This is a genomic window from Tritonibacter aquimaris, assembly GCF_009617595.1.
Taxonomy (GTDB): Bacteria; Pseudomonadota; Alphaproteobacteria; order Rhodobacterales; family Rhodobacteraceae; genus Epibacterium; species Epibacterium aquimaris.
The window spans coordinates 466,166-484,116 of sequence record NZ_WIXK01000001.1 but is presented as its reverse complement, the minus strand read 5'-3'; the positions used below and the strand labels follow the sequence as shown (position 1 = coordinate 484,116).

Annotated in this window: 16 protein-coding genes and 1 riboswitch; of the genes, 7 read left to right on the top strand and 9 right to left on the bottom strand. The window is 56.4% G+C overall.

The annotated features are described in order from the left end of the window. Positions 1-8: 8 nt before the first annotated feature. Genes pstB through phoB form a run of 3 tightly spaced genes read left to right on the top strand, consistent with a single transcriptional unit; the run spans position 9 to position 2,230 of the window. Positions 9-806 carry a phosphate ABC transporter ATP-binding protein PstB gene (gene pstB, locus GG681_RS02330; protein WP_153544660.1) on the top strand — a complete coding sequence of 266 codons (798 nt, stop codon included), beginning with the start codon at positions 9-11 and terminating at the stop codon, positions 804-806. A gap of 20 nt (positions 807-826) precedes the next feature. Beyond that, entirely contained in the window at positions 827-1,537 is a 711-nt protein-coding gene (gene phoU / locus GG681_RS02325; RefSeq protein WP_153544658.1) for a phosphate signaling complex protein PhoU, read from the top strand. Between the two features lie 3 nt (positions 1,538-1,540). Then, entirely contained in the window at positions 1,541-2,230 is a 690-nt protein-coding gene (gene phoB, locus GG681_RS02320) for a phosphate regulon transcriptional regulator PhoB (RefSeq protein ID WP_153544656.1), read from the top strand. Between the two features lie 18 nt (positions 2,231-2,248). On the opposite strand, the gene GG681_RS02315 is transcribed toward phoB, so the two are convergent. Beyond that, positions 2,249-3,163, bottom strand: a complete 915-nt coding sequence (locus GG681_RS02315) for a LysR family transcriptional regulator (protein ID WP_153544654.1) — start codon at positions 3,161-3,163, stop codon at positions 2,249-2,251. 102 nt (positions 3,164-3,265) lie between these two features. Between GG681_RS02315 and GG681_RS02310 the strand changes: the two genes are divergently transcribed. Further along, positions 3,266-4,492, top strand: coding sequence for an acyl-CoA dehydrogenase (locus GG681_RS02310; protein WP_153544652.1), 1,227 nt, complete (start codon positions 3,266-3,268; stop codon positions 4,490-4,492). A gap of 594 nt (positions 4,493-5,086) precedes the next feature. Beyond that, complete coding sequence (locus tag GG681_RS02305) at positions 5,087-5,245, top strand: hypothetical protein (RefSeq protein ID WP_153544650.1); 159 nt, start codon at positions 5,087-5,089, stop codon at positions 5,243-5,245. Here the strand turns inward: GG681_RS02305 and GG681_RS02300 are convergent. Continuing rightward, entirely contained in the window at positions 5,234-6,628 is a 1,395-nt protein-coding gene (locus GG681_RS02300) for an MFS transporter (RefSeq protein ID WP_153544648.1), read from the bottom strand. The two genes, GG681_RS02305 and GG681_RS02300, sit on opposite strands and share 12 nt — an antisense overlap. Before the next feature lie 84 nt (positions 6,629-6,712). On the opposite strand from GG681_RS02300, the gene GG681_RS02295 reads away from it, so the two are divergent. Continuing rightward, positions 6,713-7,108 carry a helix-turn-helix domain-containing protein gene (locus GG681_RS02295; protein WP_153544646.1) on the top strand — a complete coding sequence of 132 codons (396 nt, stop codon included), beginning with the start codon at positions 6,713-6,715 and terminating at the stop codon, positions 7,106-7,108. Positions 7,109-7,220: 112 nt separating this feature from the next. On the opposite strand, the gene metH is transcribed toward GG681_RS02295, so the two are convergent. From metH to GG681_RS02270, 5 genes are all read right to left on the bottom strand, one after another. Next, complete coding sequence (gene metH / locus GG681_RS02290) at positions 7,221-9,953, bottom strand: methionine synthase (protein WP_153544644.1); 2,733 nt, start codon at positions 9,951-9,953, stop codon at positions 7,221-7,223. Further along, positions 9,950-11,002, bottom strand: a complete 1,053-nt coding sequence (locus GG681_RS02285; RefSeq protein WP_153544642.1) for a homocysteine S-methyltransferase family protein — start codon at positions 11,000-11,002, stop codon at positions 9,950-9,952. The genes metH and GG681_RS02285 overlap by 4 nt, the downstream gene beginning before the upstream one ends. A 241-nt stretch (positions 11,003-11,243) precedes the next feature. After that, positions 11,244-11,603 (bottom strand): hypothetical protein, encoded by a 360-nt coding sequence (locus GG681_RS02280; protein WP_153544640.1) that lies wholly within the window; start codon positions 11,601-11,603, stop codon positions 11,244-11,246. Between the two features lie 51 nt (positions 11,604-11,654). Continuing rightward, positions 11,655-11,862: riboswitch (cobalamin riboswitch) on the bottom strand. A 139-nt stretch (positions 11,863-12,001) separates the two neighbouring features. After that, complete coding sequence (locus tag GG681_RS02275) at positions 12,002-14,392, bottom strand: 1-deoxy-D-xylulose-5-phosphate synthase N-terminal domain-containing protein (RefSeq protein ID WP_153544638.1); 2,391 nt, start codon at positions 14,390-14,392, stop codon at positions 12,002-12,004. Between the two features lie 49 nt (positions 14,393-14,441). Further along, a complete protein-coding gene (locus tag GG681_RS02270) occupies positions 14,442-15,656 on the bottom strand; it encodes a methionine gamma-lyase (RefSeq protein WP_153544636.1) in 1,215 nt (404 codons plus the stop codon). A gap of 113 nt (positions 15,657-15,769) precedes the next feature. On the opposite strand from GG681_RS02270, the gene GG681_RS02265 reads away from it, so the two are divergent. Continuing rightward, positions 15,770-16,228, top strand: coding sequence for an Lrp/AsnC family transcriptional regulator (locus tag GG681_RS02265; RefSeq protein WP_153544634.1), 459 nt, complete (start codon positions 15,770-15,772; stop codon positions 16,226-16,228). 480 nt (positions 16,229-16,708) lie between these two features. On the opposite strand, the gene GG681_RS02260 is transcribed toward GG681_RS02265, so the two are convergent. Then, positions 16,709-17,383, bottom strand: coding sequence for an ankyrin repeat domain-containing protein (locus GG681_RS02260; protein WP_153544632.1), 675 nt, complete (start codon positions 17,381-17,383; stop codon positions 16,709-16,711). Positions 17,384-17,439: 56 nt separating this feature from the next. Then, positions 17,440-17,919: a GlcG/HbpS family heme-binding protein gene (locus tag GG681_RS02255; RefSeq protein ID WP_153544630.1), complete on the bottom strand. Its 480-nt coding sequence runs from the start codon at positions 17,917-17,919 to the stop codon at positions 17,440-17,442. Between the last annotated feature and the right edge of the window lie 32 nt (positions 17,920-17,951).

The window sequence follows — 17,951 nt, the reverse complement described above, 5'->3', positions numbered from 1 at the left end:
ACACAGCCATGAACGATATGCAATTTACGGACAGAACCGTGGACCAAAAAGAAACCAAGATCGCAGCCCAGGGTGTCAACGTCCATTACGGCGATGCGCACGCTATCAAGGATGTCAACGTCGAGATCGAGGACAAGACCGTCACCGCCTTTATTGGCCCCTCAGGTTGCGGCAAATCCACCTTCCTGCGGTGTCTCAACCGCATGAATGACACCATCGACGTTTGCAAAGTCACCGGTGACATTTTGCTTGATGGCGAAGACATCTACGACAAACGCGTCGACCCGGTGCAGCTGCGCGCCAAAGTGGGCATGGTGTTCCAAAAGCCAAACCCGTTTCCCAAGTCGATCTACGACAATGTGGCCTATGGCCCGCGCATCCACGGCCTGGCCAAGAATAAGGCCGAGCTGGACGAAATCGTAGAAAAAGCCCTGCGTCGCGGCGCAATCTGGGATGAGGTCAAAGACCGTCTGGACAAACCCGGCACCGGGCTTTCCGGTGGTCAGCAACAGCGTCTATGTATTGCGCGCGCGGTTGCTACCGAGCCCGAAGTGCTGCTGATGGATGAGCCCTGTTCTGCGCTTGACCCAATTGCAACCGCACAGGTCGAAGAACTGATCGACGAGCTGCGCGCACGCTATTCGGTTGTGATCGTGACCCACTCCATGCAGCAGGCCGCGCGTGTCAGCCAAAAGACCGCCTTCTTCCACCTTGGTACATTGGTTGAATTTGGCCCCACCGGCCAGATTTTCACCAACCCGGAAGATCCGCGTACCGAAAGCTATATCACCGGCCGCATCGGTTAATTCGAGTAAGAGGTTCCGTTATGGATGAACAACATATCGCATCTGCATTTGATCGCGACCTTGAGGCGATGCAGGCGCAGATCATGAAGATGGGCGGCCTGGTTGAGGCCGCAATCTCGGACGCGGCACATGCGCTTGAAGCGCGTGACGAAGAGCTGGCACAGCATGTGCTGGAAAACGACATTGCGATCGATGGTCTCGAAGAGATCATCGATGCAGAAGCCGCGCGCGTGATTGCGCTGCGGTCCCCGACTGCGGTGGATCTGCGCTTGATCCTGTCTGTGATGAAAATTGCAGGCAACTTGGAACGCATTGGGGATTATGCCAAAAACATCGCCAAACGCACCGGTGTTCTGGCGCAGACTGGCCATATCCTTGATAGTGGCCCGGCGCTGCGCCGTATGGCGCGCGAAGTTGAGCTGATGCTGAAAGACGCGCTGGACGCCCATGTGCAGCGCGATGCAGAACTGGCCCAAGACGTGATCGCACGCGATCTCGATGTGGATCAGATGTACAATGCGATGTTCCGCGAATTCCTCACCTATATGATGGAAAACGCGCACAATATCACACCCTGCATGCATCTGCATTTCATCGCCAAGAACATCGAACGCATGGGCGACCATGTTACAGCGATTGCTGAACAGGTGGTCTATGTGGTCGCAGGTGCAACCCCATCAGAAGAGCGGGAAAAGGGTGACACCACTTCGACCGCACCGCAGGAGGGATAAACCATGTCTGCCGATCAGCCCACCGTTCTGATCGTTGAGGATGAGCTCGCCCAGCGAGAAGTGCTTGCCTACAACCTGGAAGCTGATGGCTTCCGGGTGATCAAAGCCGAGCACGGCGAAGAAGCCTTGCTGCTCGTGGACGAAGACACCCCCGACATCATTGTGCTGGATTGGATGATGCCCAATCTCAGCGGGATCGAAGTCTGCCGCCGCCTGAAATCGCGGCCCGATACACGGTCCATTCCGATCATCATGCTGTCTGCGCGCTCCGAAGAGGTCGACAAGGTCCGTGGCCTTGAAACCGGCGCAGATGACTATGTGGTGAAACCCTATTCCGTGATCGAGCTGATGGCGCGCGTGCGCACGCAGCTGCGCCGGGTCCGCCCGGCCACTGTTGGCATGCGGCTTGAGTTCGAAGACATCATTTTGGATTCAGAAACCCACAAGGTCAGCCGCAGTGAACAGCCGCTGAAACTGGGCCCGACCGAATTCCGTCTGCTGTCGACCTTTATGGAAAAACCCGGCCGGGTCTGGAGCCGTGAGCAGCTGCTCGATCGGGTCTGGGGCCGCGACATCTATGTTGATACCCGCACCGTTGACGTCCACATCGGCCGCCTGCGCAAAGCGCTAACGCAACATGGTGGCGAAGATCCCGTGCGCACAGTGCGCGGTGCAGGATATGCATTGGGTTAAGTCTTTTACCTCTGTCCCTTAACGGGGCAGGGGATCTTCTGCTTGTGCCTGCGGGGCAAGCCATTCCCGAAACAGCTTCAGATCTTTGTCCTTTGCGCGTGCTTCGGGCCAGACCAGATAATAGGCGCTGTCTGTCTGCATCGGTTGATCAAACAGGGCAACCAGACGCCCCTGCGCCAGATCCTGCTCCACCAGATAATCCGGCATCAATGCCACCCCCAACCCATGCTGGGCCGCCTGGGTGATGGTTGCGAATTGATCATACTGCGCGCCACTGCTGGCCGTCTGTGCATCCACTCCATTCGCGCGAAACCAATCCCGCCAGGCCTGCGGACGGGTTTGAATATGCAAGAGCGAGCAGGACAGCAGATCCTTAGGGGTCTCAATCTGGCGCCCCTCCAAAAATCCCGGCGCACAGACTGGCAACAGCTGCTCATGCTTTAACATGAGCTGCTCAGTCTCAGGCCAGTCCTCTTTGCGCCCGTATTGAAGGGCGGCATCCACGGTGTCGCGCGAAAAATCCACCCGTTGCAAACGTGTGGTCATATTGATGGTTATATCGGGATTAAGTCGCGCAAAATCAGGCAGTTTTGGCATCAGCCACCGCATACCAAACGCGGGAAGGATTGCCAGATTAAGCGTGCCACCCACTGGCATTTCCTGCACCCTATGCGTGGCCTGGGCAATCCGTGTCAGCGCGCGCCGAATTTCAGCCGCATATTCTTGCGCAGCCTCGGTCAGGGCAAGCTGTTTATGGCTGCGTTCCACGAGGGTCACCCCCAGCTGTTGCTCAAGGGCCTGCAGCTGCCTGCTCACGGCGCTTTGGGTGAGATCAAGGTCAGCCGCGGCCTCGGATGCGCTGCCAAGCCGGTCAAGCGCTTCCAATGCGCGCAATGCCGCAATGGAGGGGAAATATCGTCTTGGGGCTACCATGTATTCCTTTTACTCATACAAACTTGCAAAAGTCTTGTTTTTATTTGCATTCATCTCCGATTAACTTGCCCCCAAATGCAATTTCCTCGAAGGAGAGCCACAATGCCTGATGGACAACTGCCCACGCTGCGCGCCAAAGATGCCCCGGATCTGGGCCGTTTCACCTGGGAAGACCCCTTCCTGATGAACGACCAGCTGGAAGAAGATGAGCGTATGGTTGCGGAATCCGCGCGTGCCTACGCCCAAGACAAACTGGCCCCGCGCGTGCTTGAGGCTTATGAAAACGAAACCACCGACCCGGCGATTTTTGCTGAGATGGGCGAAATGGGTCTGCTTGGTACCACATTGCCCGAAGAATACGGTGGCCTGGGTGCAGGTTACGTGACCTATGGTCTGGTTGCGCGTGAGATTGAACGCGTTGACAGCGGCTATCGCTCCATGATGTCAGTACAAAGCTCGCTGGTGATCTACCCGATCTACGCCTATGGCAGCGAAGAGCAGCGCCAAAAGTACCTGCCCAAACTGGCAAGCGGCGAATGGATCGGCTGCTTTGGTCTGACCGAGCCAGACGCAGGCTCTGACCCTTCTTCCATGAAGACCCGCGCCGAAAAAATCGATGGCGGCTACCGTCTGACCGGCTCCAAGATGTGGATCTCCAACGCGCCGATCGCAGATGTGTTTGTAGTCTGGGCAAAATCCGAAGCCCACGGTGGCAAGATCCGGGGCTTTGTGCTGGACAAAGGCACCAAAGGGCTGAGCGCGCCGAAGATTGCCAATAAAGCCTCGCTGCGCGCCTCGATCACTGGTGAAATCGTGCTCGACAATGTGGAAGTGGGCGAAGATGCGCTGCTGCCAAATGTCGAAGGTCTGAAAGGTCCGTTTGGCTGTCTGAACCGTGCGCGTTACGGCATCAGCTGGGGCACCATGGGCGCGGCCGAAGCCTGCTGGCATTCCGCGCGTCAGTATGGTCTTGATCGCATCCAGTTTGGTCGTCCGCTGGCCAATACCCAGCTGTTCCAGCTGAAGCTTGCAAACATGCAGACCGAAATCGCACTGGGGCTGCAGGCTTCCTTGCGCGTGGGCCGTCTGATGGATGAAGCCAAAGCGGCACCTGAGATGGTTTCGATCGTGAAGCGCAACAACTGCGGCAAAGCGCTCGAAATTGCCCGTCTGGCCCGCGATATGCACGGCGGCAACGGCATCAGCCTTGAGTTTGGCGTCATCCGCCACATGGTCAACCTTGAGACCGTGAACACCTATGAAGGCACCCATGACGTGCATGCTTTGATTTTGGGCCGGGCCCAAACTGGCCTGCAGGCGTTCTTCTAAGCATTTATGCAAAGCAAAAGCGCAAAACACCCTTTGCGCTTTTGCATTCGTTAAGGCCCGCTCCGGTTTCAGCATCGCCTCAACACTCGGCTGCGGGTTAACAGCGGCTCCACTCCAACATTTTTGCAAATTGATCGCTGCATTTGTGCAAAACGCGCGTCGTTTTGCGTTTTCGGCAGAATGTCACGCCAAAAATTCAAATCACTTTGCGCTAGCGCAGGGCTTGATCTGTCGTGCAGAGCAACAAGATTAAGCTCAAATCTTACTTTTCGCGGCGAAACCTGGCGCGCTTCGACATAAATGCAGCTGCAAAGGCGATAAGCCAAGCGCATACCTGCACATGTGCAAAACGCATGCTTAGCGCGCAAAACCAGATCACTTCCTTAACCTGAGCTTAACGCGCGCGACGATTACAGGCAATCTGATTGGAAAACATGGTTAACGCCATAGGGTTTACCCGCAAACCAACAGAGCAGAACTGCGGGTTTGATTTGCAGTATTGTCGGATTACCCAAGCCTTAAACACAAATTCACCTCTAAAAACACCAGATCCGGCACCGCTTGGACGAGTGTAAAGCAGCCAAGGAAATGCAGGTGGCGCTGATAGAGGCGTTAAAACCCTTGCTGACAAAGCAGAGGCGGCATCCTATCTCAGCAATCAACGCAACAACCGCCACTATCGGCGTGACGTTTATTGATTTTGCTTCCACCCGCCACAGCGCGGGTGGAGATTTTGTAAAATCATATACCTGAAGTTCTTGGCTCTGGCCTGTGAAAAGCCCAGCGCCCAAGGATCAGGGCAAGGATTGCCAGCACCGCAGCCAACACAAAGGTCAGCATATAGCCCTGCTGTACAATAGCAGGCGAAGCCGCTGCCAGATCGCGCTGGCCCAGCGACGCGCGAAAGGCTGCCCCCATTAAAGCACCACCCAGCATAAAGCCCAGATTGCGCGCAAGGTTCAAAAGCCCCGAGGCGCGGCCGCGATCTTGCGCCGGGACCAGCTGCATAACGGCGGTATTCACCCCGGCCAGAAACTGTTGATAGCCCGGCGCAAGCACCAGAAAAGCGATCACAAAGCCCCAGACCCCCAAAATGATCGGCAAGGCCGCCATCAGCGCAGCCCCCAAAACCATGCCAAAACACCCCAACAGAAGCGAGCGTTCTGGCGAGAGATAGTCGGTCAATTGGCCTGCAACACGGCCATACACAGCAGAAGACACTGGCCCAACCGCCATGACCGCGCCCATTTCAGCCGTGCTGAGACCATATCCAAGCGTCAGAAAAAACGGCCCAACCACCAACATGCCAATCATGATCATCGACACCAGCGCGTTCATCATCAGACTGGCGGAAACACGCCGCGATTTGAACCAGATGAGATCAATCACCGGATCGACACTGCGCCGTTCAATATGCACAAATACAGCGCACAACAGCAATGGCAGCCCAAGCAGCGCAAGCTTAAGCTCTGCCAAAGTTTCACCAACATCGCTCACTAGCAGGACCAGACTGACCATCAGCAGCGCCAAGACCAATGCGCCTTGTATGTCAAAACCGCTTTTGTTTGTGTGACCCGCGGATTTGGGCGTCCAGAGCGCAATCAACACTGCCGTAAGTGCAGCCAGCGGCAATTGTAGCAAAAACACCATCTGCCAGCCAAATTGTGCAAGCAGCGCGCCCCCCAATGTGGGGCCCAGCGCGGTGCCAATGGCCGACATGGATCCCATTGTACCCATCCAACGGCCAACCCCTTCATCGCCGATTACATCGCGTACCTGTGCCACTGGCATCGAAAGCATCGCCGCCGCGCCAAGCCCTTGGCCCGCACGTGCAAGGATCACACCGGGCAGGGTGCTTGCTGAGCCTGCAAACAAGGCCCCAGTGGCAAAGATCAACACCCCCAATAGCAAAACCAGGCGTTTGCCATAGACATCTCCGGCACGGCCCACTGGCACGATCGCTGCGGTGATGGTCAATATATAGGCCGAAACAACCAAGCTGCTGTCCCAGGCCGCATTCTGAAAATGTTGTTCCAGCGTGGGCAGTGCCACTGCTGCGATGCTGATCCCCATGGAGCCCAGAACAATAGACAAACAGGGCCCCAAAAGCCTGAGTGCATGAGATGACGTAGACATGGCGTTTTCCTGTGGATTGACCTGAAAGAGAGGGCAGGCTACGACTTGAAGCCAGCTTTAGGTCAAGACCAAAGGATAGGGCAAATGCTTGATATCGGCGAGGTCACGGAACGCGCAGGCATCACAGCATCCGCGCTGCGTTACTATGAGAAACTGGGGCTGATTGAATCCTGCGCCCGCAATGGGCTGCGCCGCCAGTATGATCATGGGGTGCTGGAACGGCTTGCGGTGATTTCATTGGGCAAGGCCGCCGGGTTTTCGCTGGATGAGATTTCCGAGATCTTTGGCCTGAATGGCAAATTCGACATCCCCCGCCACAAGGTCCACGCCCGTGCAGATGCGCTGGATGCAGAGATCCTGCGCCTGCAGGCGTTGACCAAGATGATGCGCCATGTCGCCGACTGCCCGGCTGAGCACCAACTTGAATGTCCAAAGTTTCGTAAATTGCTGCGCGTGGCCCATAAGGCCGACAAACGCTAGGTCTTAAAAAGAACCGCGCATAATGCTGTAGCGATCTTAGATGCCATATCCCCCGGAAACAGTGCTGCGAAAAAGACTGCGTTTCCGGAGGATATGATTTAGAAAGCCGGGCTCACGCCGCAGCTTGTTTCTTTTTGTTTGCACTTGGAATGTAGTTCAAAACAGGGGCCAGCCAGCGCTCGGCTTCTTCTACATCCATACCCTTGCGCGCGGCATAATCTGCAACCTGATCTTCCTCTACGCGGCCCACGCCAAAGTAATAGCTCTCTGGGTGGGCAATATAGAGCCCAGACACAGAAGAGCCGGGCCACATCGCCATGCTTTCGGTCAACTGCACCCCAGCCGCAGCTTCGGCATCCAGCAGTTCGAACAGCGTTCGCTTTTCAGTGTGATCGGGCTGCGCCGGATAACCGGGGGCAGGACGGATGCCCGCATAAGGCTCGCTGATCAGTTCTTGGGGATCAAAGGTTTCATCCTTTGCGTATCCCCAGAACTCACGCCGGGTGCGTTCATGCAGCATCTCTGCCATGGCTTCGGCAAAGCGATCCGCCAGCGCTTTTACCAGGATTGCGCCGTAGTTGTCATTGGCCTTATCCATACGCTCTGCGATTTCGATCTCTTCGGGGCCTGCGGTGACCACAAAACCACCGACATGATCCGCGCCTTTACCTTCGGGGGCCACAAAATCAGACAGCGCTACATTACGGCGATCACCGCGTTTTGAGGTCTGCTGGCGCAATGTATGCAGCATCGCAAGCTCGGTTGAACGATCTTCGCCAGTATAAAGCGTGATATCATCACCAGTGGCATTGGCGGGCCAAAACCCCACAACCGCGCGTGGGTTGAACCAACGCTCGGAGATGATCTTTTCAAGCATCTCCTGCGCATCCGCAAACAGCGCGCGGGCGGCTTCGCCTTTTTTCTCATCCTCAAGGATCTTGGGATAGGTGCCACGCATCTCCCATGTGTGGAAAAACGGCGTCCAATCGATATAGCGGGCGATTTCCGCCAGATCCCAGTCTTCAATCACGCGGGTGCCGGTGAATGCGGGCGCAACCGGTGAATAGGCGCCCCAATCCAGCTGCAACGCGTTAGAGCGCGCCTTGGCAAGCGGCAGGCGGTTCTTGGCCCGTTCGCTGCGTTCATGATTTTCGGCAACATCGGCGTATTCGGCCTGAATGCCTGCAACATAGTCGGGCTTTTGCGTGGGGCTCAAAAGTGCACCCACCACACCCACTGCACGGCTGGCGTCGGTCACATATACTGCCTGACCGCGATTGTAACGCGGCGCGATCTTCACCGCCGTATGTACCCGGGATGTCGTTGCCCCGCCAATCAGTAGCGGGATGTCAAAGTTTTCACGCTCCATTTCCGAAGCCAGATGCACCATCTCATCCAACGAGGGTGTGATCAGACCGGAAAGGCCAATAATGTCGACCTTTTCCTCACGCGCGACCTCAAGGATCTTTTGCGGTGGCACCATCACGCCAAGATCAACAATCTCATAGTTGTTACAGGCCAGCACTACACCCACGATGTTTTTGCCAATATCGTGTACGTCGCCTTTGACAGTGGCCATCAGGACCTTGCCCGCGGACTGGCGGCCTTCGCCACCATTTTGGCGCTTTTCTTCTTCCATATAGGGCAACAGAACCGCGACAGCCTGTTTCATCACCCGCGCAGATTTCACCACCTGTGGCAGGAACATTTTGCCCGCGCCAAAGAGATCACCCACAACGTTCATACCGGCCATCAGCGGCCCCTCAATCACATGCAGGGGGCGCTCTGCCGCAAGCCGGGCCGCTTCGGTATCTTCTTCGATAAACTCGGTGATACCATTGACCAGCGCATGTTCGAGACGTTTTTCAACCGACCACTCGCGCCAGGCCAGATCGCGCACTTTTTCTTCGCGTTTGCCACCACGGAAGCGTTCGGCAACGTCCAGCAGGTTTTCCGTTGCGGTGCCGCCGGATTTTGGTGTGCGGTTCAGCACCACATCTTCGCAGGCCTCGCGCAGGTCGGGATCGATCTGATCATAGACCGCCAGCTGCCCCGCATTGACGATCCCCATATCCATACCCGCCTGAATGGCATGATACAGAAACACCGCGTGCATCGCTTCGCGCACGGGTTCATTGCCACGGAAACTGAATGAAAGGTTCGACACCCCACCAGAGATATGCGCATGGGGCAAGTTTTTACGGATCCAGCGCGTGGCCTCAATGAAATCCACGCCGTAGTTGTCGTGTTCTTCAATACCGGTGGCAACGGCAAAGACGTTTGGGTCAAAGATGATATCTTCCGGCGGGAAGCCCATCTCATCCACCAGAATGCGATAGGCGCGGGCGCAGATCTCTGTCTTGCGCTCAAAAGTATCCGCCTGACCGGTCTCATCAAAGGCCATAACGACAACAGCTGCACCATAGGCCAGACACAGCCCGGCGTGATGGCGAAACGCGTCTTCGCCTTCCTTCAGGCTGATTGAGTTCACCACCGGTTTGCCCTGCACACATTGTAGACCGGCCTCGATCACCTCCCATTTGGAGCTGTCGATCATGATCGGCACGCGGGCGATATCAGGCTCTGAGGCAATCAGATTGAGGTATTCAACCATTGCCTGCTTACTGTCGATCAGGCCTTCATCCATATTGATGTCGATGATCTGCGCGCCGTTTTCAACCTGATCCCGCGCCACATCCAGCGCCGTAGCGAAGTCGCGGTTGACGATTAGTTTGCGAAAACGGGCCGAGCCTGTGACATTGGTGCGTTCCCCCACATTCACAAAGGGAATATCAGGCGTCAGAACAAAAGGTTCCAGACCGGAAAGACGAAGATAGCGGGTCATGCTGGCACCTTTCGCGGGCTATAACCCGCTGCTGTTTCTGCAATTGCGCGGATGTGATCGGGAGTGGTGCCGCAGCAGCCGCCAACCACGTTCAAGATACCATCGCGTACAAATTCTTCGACCTGAGCCGCTGTTTGATCGGGCGTTTCATCATATTGGCCAAACTCATTGGGCAGGCCCGCATTGGGATAGGCGCAGGTCAGCGCTTTGGCGACACCAGAGATTTCAGCCATATGCGGACGCATGGATTCCGCGCCCAGCGCACAGTTAAGCCCAACAGTAAACGGTCGCGCATGCGCCACCGAATGCCAGAATGCGGTGGGAGTCTGCCCCGACAGCGTGCGTCCTGACGCGTCGGTAATGGTGCCCGAAATCATCAGGGGCAGGCGGCGGCCCACTTTGGCAAAGCTTTCAAAGGCTGCAAAAATCGCAGCTTTTGCATTCAGCGTGTCAAAGATCGTCTCAATCAGAATCAGGTCAGAGCCGCCTTCGATCAACCCGTCGATCTGTTCACCATAGGCTTTGCGCAGATCATCAAAGGTCACGGCGCGGTATCCGGGATCGTTCACATCCGGGCTGATTGATGCGGTGCGGTTGGTGGGCCCAACAGCGCCCGCAACAAAGCGTGGCTTGCCATCTGCTGCCTGGGCGCGATCTGCGGCGCGGCGTGCAACCTGGGCACCAGCCACATTGAGATCATGCACCGCAGCCTCAAGCCCATAGTCAGCCTGCGCGATGGTGGTGGAAGAAAACGTATTGGTTTCAAGGATATCCGCACCCGCCATCGCAAAATCGAACTGGATGTCTTCAACGGCTTTGGGCTGGGTCAGCACCAGCAGGTCATTGTTGCCCTGCTGCGGATGCTCAGGATGATAATGATGACGACAGCCGGGGCCGTGGATATGACCTTTGGCCGAGAAATCCTCTTCGGTCATATTCAGCGTCTGGATCATTGTCCCCATAGCCCCATCCAATATCAGGATGCGCTGCGCCGCTATTTCGCGGAGCGCCACTGTGGCGGGTGAATCGGGCAGGGAGAAGTCAAGCATAAGCGTATGATCCAATCGGCTGTTTAGGCCGACTGTATAACGCTCCCGAATTATGAGGTGAAATGATAGTTATGAGAAAAGATTATGAATGTGGGTAATATAAAACACCCCAATGATCCGCGATTTGGCTGAACGCAACCAAACCAGCGGCAACAATACGATCGCTCGTCTGCCAGCCGGTGCAGCGCTTAAACCGCAGCATCGGTCAGGCAGACACTGCGTGCGCTTGGAAAATATCAGATCACAGGGCCGCGCGACGGGCGCGGGCACCACCGCGCCGCTGCTTAACCGGCAAGGCCAGAACCAGCGGTTTGAGCGGCCTTTTCAGCGAGGCTTTCAGCAGATCACAAAATACCGCAACAGCCGGTGAATTTTCCGCAAAGGGCCGCGCCTTATCCAGCGCTTGTTGTGCTAGGGTCAGATAGTTTGCCGCGCCGGGCTGCACACCCAGCCATTGCATATAGCCGAGCTGCCCAACCTCTTGCGCGCGTTCAGGCGGCATGTAGCCAGTATCAAGTTGTGAAATCGTCAGTTCCAAGGTGATCGCCCCGCGCATGTGTTTGTGGGGGATTGATCTGTTGTTTCGGTCTGTGCCGTCCATCTCTTGTCGCTCCTGCCAAGGGCGCCCCGCCCAAGTTAAGGTGACTGCGGCACAGATGCGCCGGAGATGGCAGGTCTCCTGACTTGCGGATCATCGCTTTCCCGTCCTTCCCGGCGTGTCTTGCTAGCACACCAGTGGTTTTTCGGGGTCACTCACCGCTTACAGTTGCGGGGGCAGTTGTGGCATAGGGCAGAAACCCGCACCACATTCCCTTTTCAGTCGGCCGATAAAGCCGAACACCATCTAGGGCACCCTCACATATCACCAGATCTCTGTCCACCGGCACATGCGGCGATCCAGCTCAGGTGACGTGACGACGGATTAAATGCCAAAGGATCACGCAGCAGTCTGACCCACGCAACTAGGGCGCAGATCAGCTGCAAGATCGCCCCTAAAGGCTACATTTGATGCGCTGAAAGACGCCGCCGCATAGCCCGCCCATCTGTTAGCCCGTTCACCTTTTCGACAATTGCCGCAGCATCAATGCCGTGGTGGCGATACAGATCGGCGATGGTTCCGGTCTGGCCAAAATGCTCAACACCTAGCGGGATGGTCTGATGGCCCTGTACACTGCCAAGCCACGACAGTGTTGCCGGATGCCCATCTATAACTGTGATGATTTTACAATGGGGCGGCAGTTCCGCCATCAGGGTTTCGATATGTGAGATTGCTGCCGGGTTTCCGCGGGAACGCGCCCGTTGCGCTGCCGTCCAGCCCGCATTCAGACGGTCTGCCGACGTGACCGCCAGCACCCCAACTTCACGCCGAGTTTCGCCAATCATCCCCGCGGCTTTAATCGCTTCGGGGGCGACTGCACCCTGATAGGCAATCACCACCTCGCAATTGGGGCCGGGCTGGCGCAACCAATAAGCACCATCAATCGCCCCCTGACGGAAGGCATCATCATTACGTTTGCCGGGCTGTTCTATCGGGTTGGTGGTCAGGCGCAGATAGACCGAGCCACCGGTTTCGTCGCGCAGCCAGGTGCGTTCACAGGGATCACCTTCGCCGTCGCGCTGCACATAATCAAACGCCCAGCCCATGATCACCGAAAGCTCATCGGCAAAGGCGGGTTCAAAACTGGCCAGCCCGTCCTGGCTCATTCCAATCAACGGAGAGCCAACCGACTGATGCGCGCCACCTTCTGGGGCAAGCGTTACCCCAGACGGCGTGCCAACCAGTATAAACCGCGCGTCCTGATAACAGGCGTAGTTCAACGCATCGAGCCCGCGTGCCACAAACGGATCATAGACCGTGCCAATTGGGATCAGCCGCTTGCCAAACAAGGAATGCGACAATCCCGCCGCCGCCAAAAGCAGCATCAGGTTCATCTCGGCAATGCCAAGTTCAATATGCTGGCCTTCCGGCGTGAACTCCCATTTGGCGGTAGAAGGGATGCGGTTTTCGATAAAGGCATCGGCCTGCGCGGTACGCGCAAACAGTTTGCGGCGATTGACCCAGGGGCCAAGATTTGTGGTCCCGGTAACATCAGGAGACGTGGTGACAATACGCGCCGCCAGATCACTGTCGCCTTTGGAGAGGTCATCAAGGATTTTGCCAAAAGCCATCTGGGTCGAGATTTCGCGCGAGCTCTCACTTGCAATTGTTGGCACTGGGAGTTTTTGATCGACGTAGCGCCGCGGACCTTTGGCAAAAAACGGAACCTTTGACAAGAAATCGCCCAGCGCCCCTGTGTCTGCCACGGTCGCCAGCGGCTCCCACTCCTCGCCCTTGGCGACCCCCATATGGCGCTGCCAGTCCTCAAACTGGCTGTTGTTCATCAACCCACCGTGGTTGTCTTTGTGCCCGGCAATCGGCGTGCCCCAGCCCTTGATGGTGTAGGCCAGGAAACAGGTGGGGCGGTCGTGATCAATGGCGTCAAAAGTCTCAGCCATGGTTTCGACGCAGTTTCCACCAAGGTTTTCCATCAGTGCCGCAAGTTCTTCATCACTGCGCCGATCAATCAGCGCGCTGACATTACCCTGATCGCCTAGATCCTCCATCAGGCGTTTGCGCCAGATCGCGCCGCCCATGAATGTCAGGGCCGAATAATCCTGATTGGGGCAGCTGTCGATCCAATCGCGCAGCCTGTCACCACCTGGCTCGTCAAAAGCTTTGCGCTGCAACACCCCATGTTTGATCCGCACCACATCCCAGCCAAAGGCATCAAAGATCTTTTCGACGCGTTCAAACAGACCCTCGCGCACAATCCCATCCAGCGACTGACGGTTGTAATCAATGATCCACCATGTGTTGCGCAGATCGTTTTTCCACCCCTCCTGCAGCGCCTCATAGACATTGCCCTCGTCAAGTTCGGCATCGCCAACCAGCGCCACCATCCGGCCCATTGGAGCATCAGCCCCCCAGCTTTTGGCGCGGATATAATCCTGAATGAGCGCAGCAAATGAGGTGATCGCCACACCCAGACCAACCGATCCGGTTGAGAAATCCACATCATCTACGTCCTTGGTGCGGCTGGGGTAGCTTTGCACCCCGCCAAAGCCGCGAAAGTTCTCCATTTTTTCGCGGCTTTGATTGCCCATCAGATATTGCATCGCATGAAAAACCGGCGATGCATGGGGTTTAACCGCAACCCGATCTTCGGGCTTCAGCGCAGAAAAATAGAGCGCGGTCATGATCGATACCATCGATGCCGATGAGGCCTGATGGCCGCCGGTTTTGATCCCATCCACCTTGGGGCGGATGTGATTGGCGTGGTGGATCATCCAATGAGACAGCCACAACAGCCGCTGTTCAATGGTTTTTAGATGTTGAATATCGGCTGTCATGACCTTGGGCTCCCTGATCTGTGTGGCCTGATTTATTCTGCAGCCTGAGTTATTCTGCAGCCTGACCTACAGCCGAACGGTCCGCAGCGGGCAGGGCCTGATCAAGATCGGCCAGAATGTCTTCGACTTCTTCGAGCCCAACAGACAGGCGCACCAACCCATCACAAATACCATGTGCGGTGCGTTCTTCCGGCGTATAGGGTGAATGGGTCATTGAAGCCGGGTGCTGAATGAGGCTCTCCGCATCGCCCAAAGACACCGCGCGCTGGATCATATTCAAACGGTTCATCAGCGCGATACCAGCTGCCATGCCGCCTTTGAGCTCAAAGGCAATCATTGCGCCGGGCTGCTCCATCTGACGGCGCGCCAGTTCATGCTGTGGGAACGAGGGAAGCCCAGGGAAATGTACGGTTTCGACGGCCGGATGCGCCTCAAGCCATTCCGCGACGGTTTGAGCCGACGCACAATGACGATCGAGCCGCAGCGCAAGGGTTTTCAGCCCGCGCAGGATCATCATGGCATTGAACGGCGCCATCACCGCACCGGTCATATCCTTCATGCCAATCAAACGAATATCGCGGATCATGTCGGCACTGCCCGCTGCAAGACCAGCCACCACATCGCCGTGACCTCCAAGGTATTTGGTGGCCGAATGCACCACCAGATCCGCACCCAGTTCAATCGGGCGGGTCAGATAGGGGGTGGCATAGGTATTATCGACGATCACTGTTGCCCCAACCGCATGGGCTATCTGTGAAACCGCGGCAATATCAACCAGACGCATATTGGGGTTTGCAGGGGTTTCGAAATAGACCACCCGGGTTTTATCACTGATGGCTGCGCGCAGGTTTTCCGGGTCTGTCATATCCACATGGGTGATGGTCACGCCCCATTTATCAAGCCCGTGGCGCATATAGGCAAAGGTGCAGCCATAGAGCGTTTCATCCACGATCAGCTCATCACCAGGGCTGAGGAGGGTCCAGAGCGCGGCAGTAATCGCCCCCATACCAGACGACAGCGCAAGCGCGGCCTCGGCCCCTTCGAGCGTTGCAATGCGCTGCTCCAACAGATCGCAGGTGGGGTTGGAAATACGGCTGTAGATATGGCCTTCGCGTTCTCCGGCAAACATCTCGCCGCCTGCCTCGGCGTTTTCAAACACAAAGGTCGAGGTCAGATGCAACGGCGGGTTCAACGCGCCCTCGTTTTGCAACGGATCATAAGCATGGTGAATAGCACGTGTGGCAAAACCGGATTTCGAGTTCATGGCAACCTCTCTGTTCAGCGTTAAGAACAGTTTGAGCTCGAAACAAAGGCATTTAGTTGCGAATTATGCTTGGATTGACCACTATATTGGCAACATCTGCCAATGAGGGCCAAATGGATAGTAAAGACCGCCAAATCATTCGCACCCTTCAGGCCAATGGGCGCATGACAAATCAGGACCTTGCCGAGCAGGTCAACCTGTCACCATCCCCCTGCCTGCGCCGTCTGCGCCTGCTTGAAGAGAGCGGTGCCATCCAGGGCTACAGCGCCGAAGTTGACGCCAAAGCCTATGGGCTTCCGATCACGGTCTTTGTTCGTATTCGGCTGGAACGCCACAACGAAGAAGATGTGAAACGCTTTGAAAACCAGATCATGTCGATCGATGAGGTGCTCGAATGCCACGTGCTGACGGGCGCGTCGGATTATCAACTGCGGGTCGTAGTCTCTGATCTTGACGCATACGAAGAATTTATCCGCAACCGCATCCACCGGATCGGCGGCATTGCTTCAATTGATACAAGCTTTGTTTATGGGACCGTCAAAAAGACATCGGTGTTCCCAACCATCAGCTAACAACAGTCTTTCTACCCAAGGCCCCAAAAGCAGCAGGCCTTGATACAAGGCACATCTTGCTAAAAGCGAAGGGGAGTAATGGCGAAGAGACAGAGTTTCGAATCCTGGGGCTCGGCGTGAAGGGACAACGATTTCCGTGACCGTTTTTGAGTCTATTTCCAAAGGGATGCACCGAAAAAAATTCGGACATTCTAACGGTGAACAACGCAAAATCGGCACAGAAGGCGGTCAGGGGTGTCATAGAAAAGTGTCATGCGTGCATGTGGGCTGTGCTGCTTTGGTGTCAAAAACAAAAGAAGCACGGCGCAAGACAAGAAACGAACTCCAGATCTTCGGCGCAGATAATATCCGATCATGGTGTGATATTGGACCCGACTCTCGGCCTACTTTGAGTGCCAATGAGCGTTCAATGTTGCCGCAAGACCCTTTTTTGCCCGGCCTCGCCTTGGCTAAATGAACAGGTGATGAGGAGCCACAATATCAGTCGAAGCGCAACAACGTCGAGGTGATCTGCTCAAAACCCCGCGCTCTGGCATGTTCCAGCGGTGTGATGCCGTCACGGTCGCCTATGGTCTGATCAGCGCCGGCCTGCACAAGTAGTCGGACGACCTCCTGATGATCCGGTCCTCCGTCACCCAGAACCACAGCCTCGATCAGGGCAGTCCAGTCCAGATTGTTGACGTGATCAAGTGGTGCGCCTGCTTCAATCAGTCGGCGAACCACCTCGACGTGCCCCAGATGGGCAGCGGCGATCAGCGCGGTTCCGTCATAGGGGCTGGTGATCAAACTGGGATCATTGCCCAACTTGATAGCGAGCGACATCAGATCTGGGTCATTCGCGACTGCGGCAATGGTCACCACATCATAGGCCTGATTTTCCAGTGCATTCATATCGGCCCCGGCCTGTGCGAGAACGCGCAGTGCCCCATCCTGTGAAGCATATGCAGCGACATGAGCAGGGGTGCGCCCGCGCGCGTCTCGGCTGTTGAGCTCGACGCCAGCAGAGACAAGACGTGCAATGCCTTCGAGATCCCCGGTATGAGCGGCGCGATGCAGCCCCTGATAGCTGGCGACTTCACCTTTCGACGGGGCTGTCTGTGCCTGAGCAAAGTTGGCGAAGGCGCTCATAAGCGCCACCAGAAGAAGCTTTTTCATATCAACCTCCGTCATCTAAAATGCAGCCCGCCTTGTAGGGGCGGGCTGCGATCCGATCATTGAGCGCTGATAGCATCCAGTCCAACACGCGCGCAGGCTTCATCAAGATGACCGCCAGGTGCGCCGCCAACACCAATGCCGCCCACCAGTGCGCCTCCGATCTTGATCGGCAATCCACCACCCTGAATAACCATGCGGCCATCCATGTAACGCAGACCGTCATGTTGTGGGTTCTCTCCAATGAAATTCGCCAGACCAGCGGTATCACGCCCCATCGAGGCCGAGGTAAAGGCCTTGCCCTGGGCGCTGCCCACAGTGTGCGGACCAGAACCGTCGGCCTTGAGATGCACCTTTGTGGCACCATCACGAGCGACGATGGCAACGCTGACATTGTATCCATCAGCGGCACAGGCTTCGAGAGCTGTTTGGGCAGCTTTGGCGGCAAGTTCCAACGGCAAGTAGGGGGCGGTGGGCAGGTCTTGGGCGGCTACAGATACCGGAGCCAGAAAGGCGGCAAGGGCCAGTTTGCGGATCATGTTATGTCTCCTCATATGCAATGAAGAGGTTT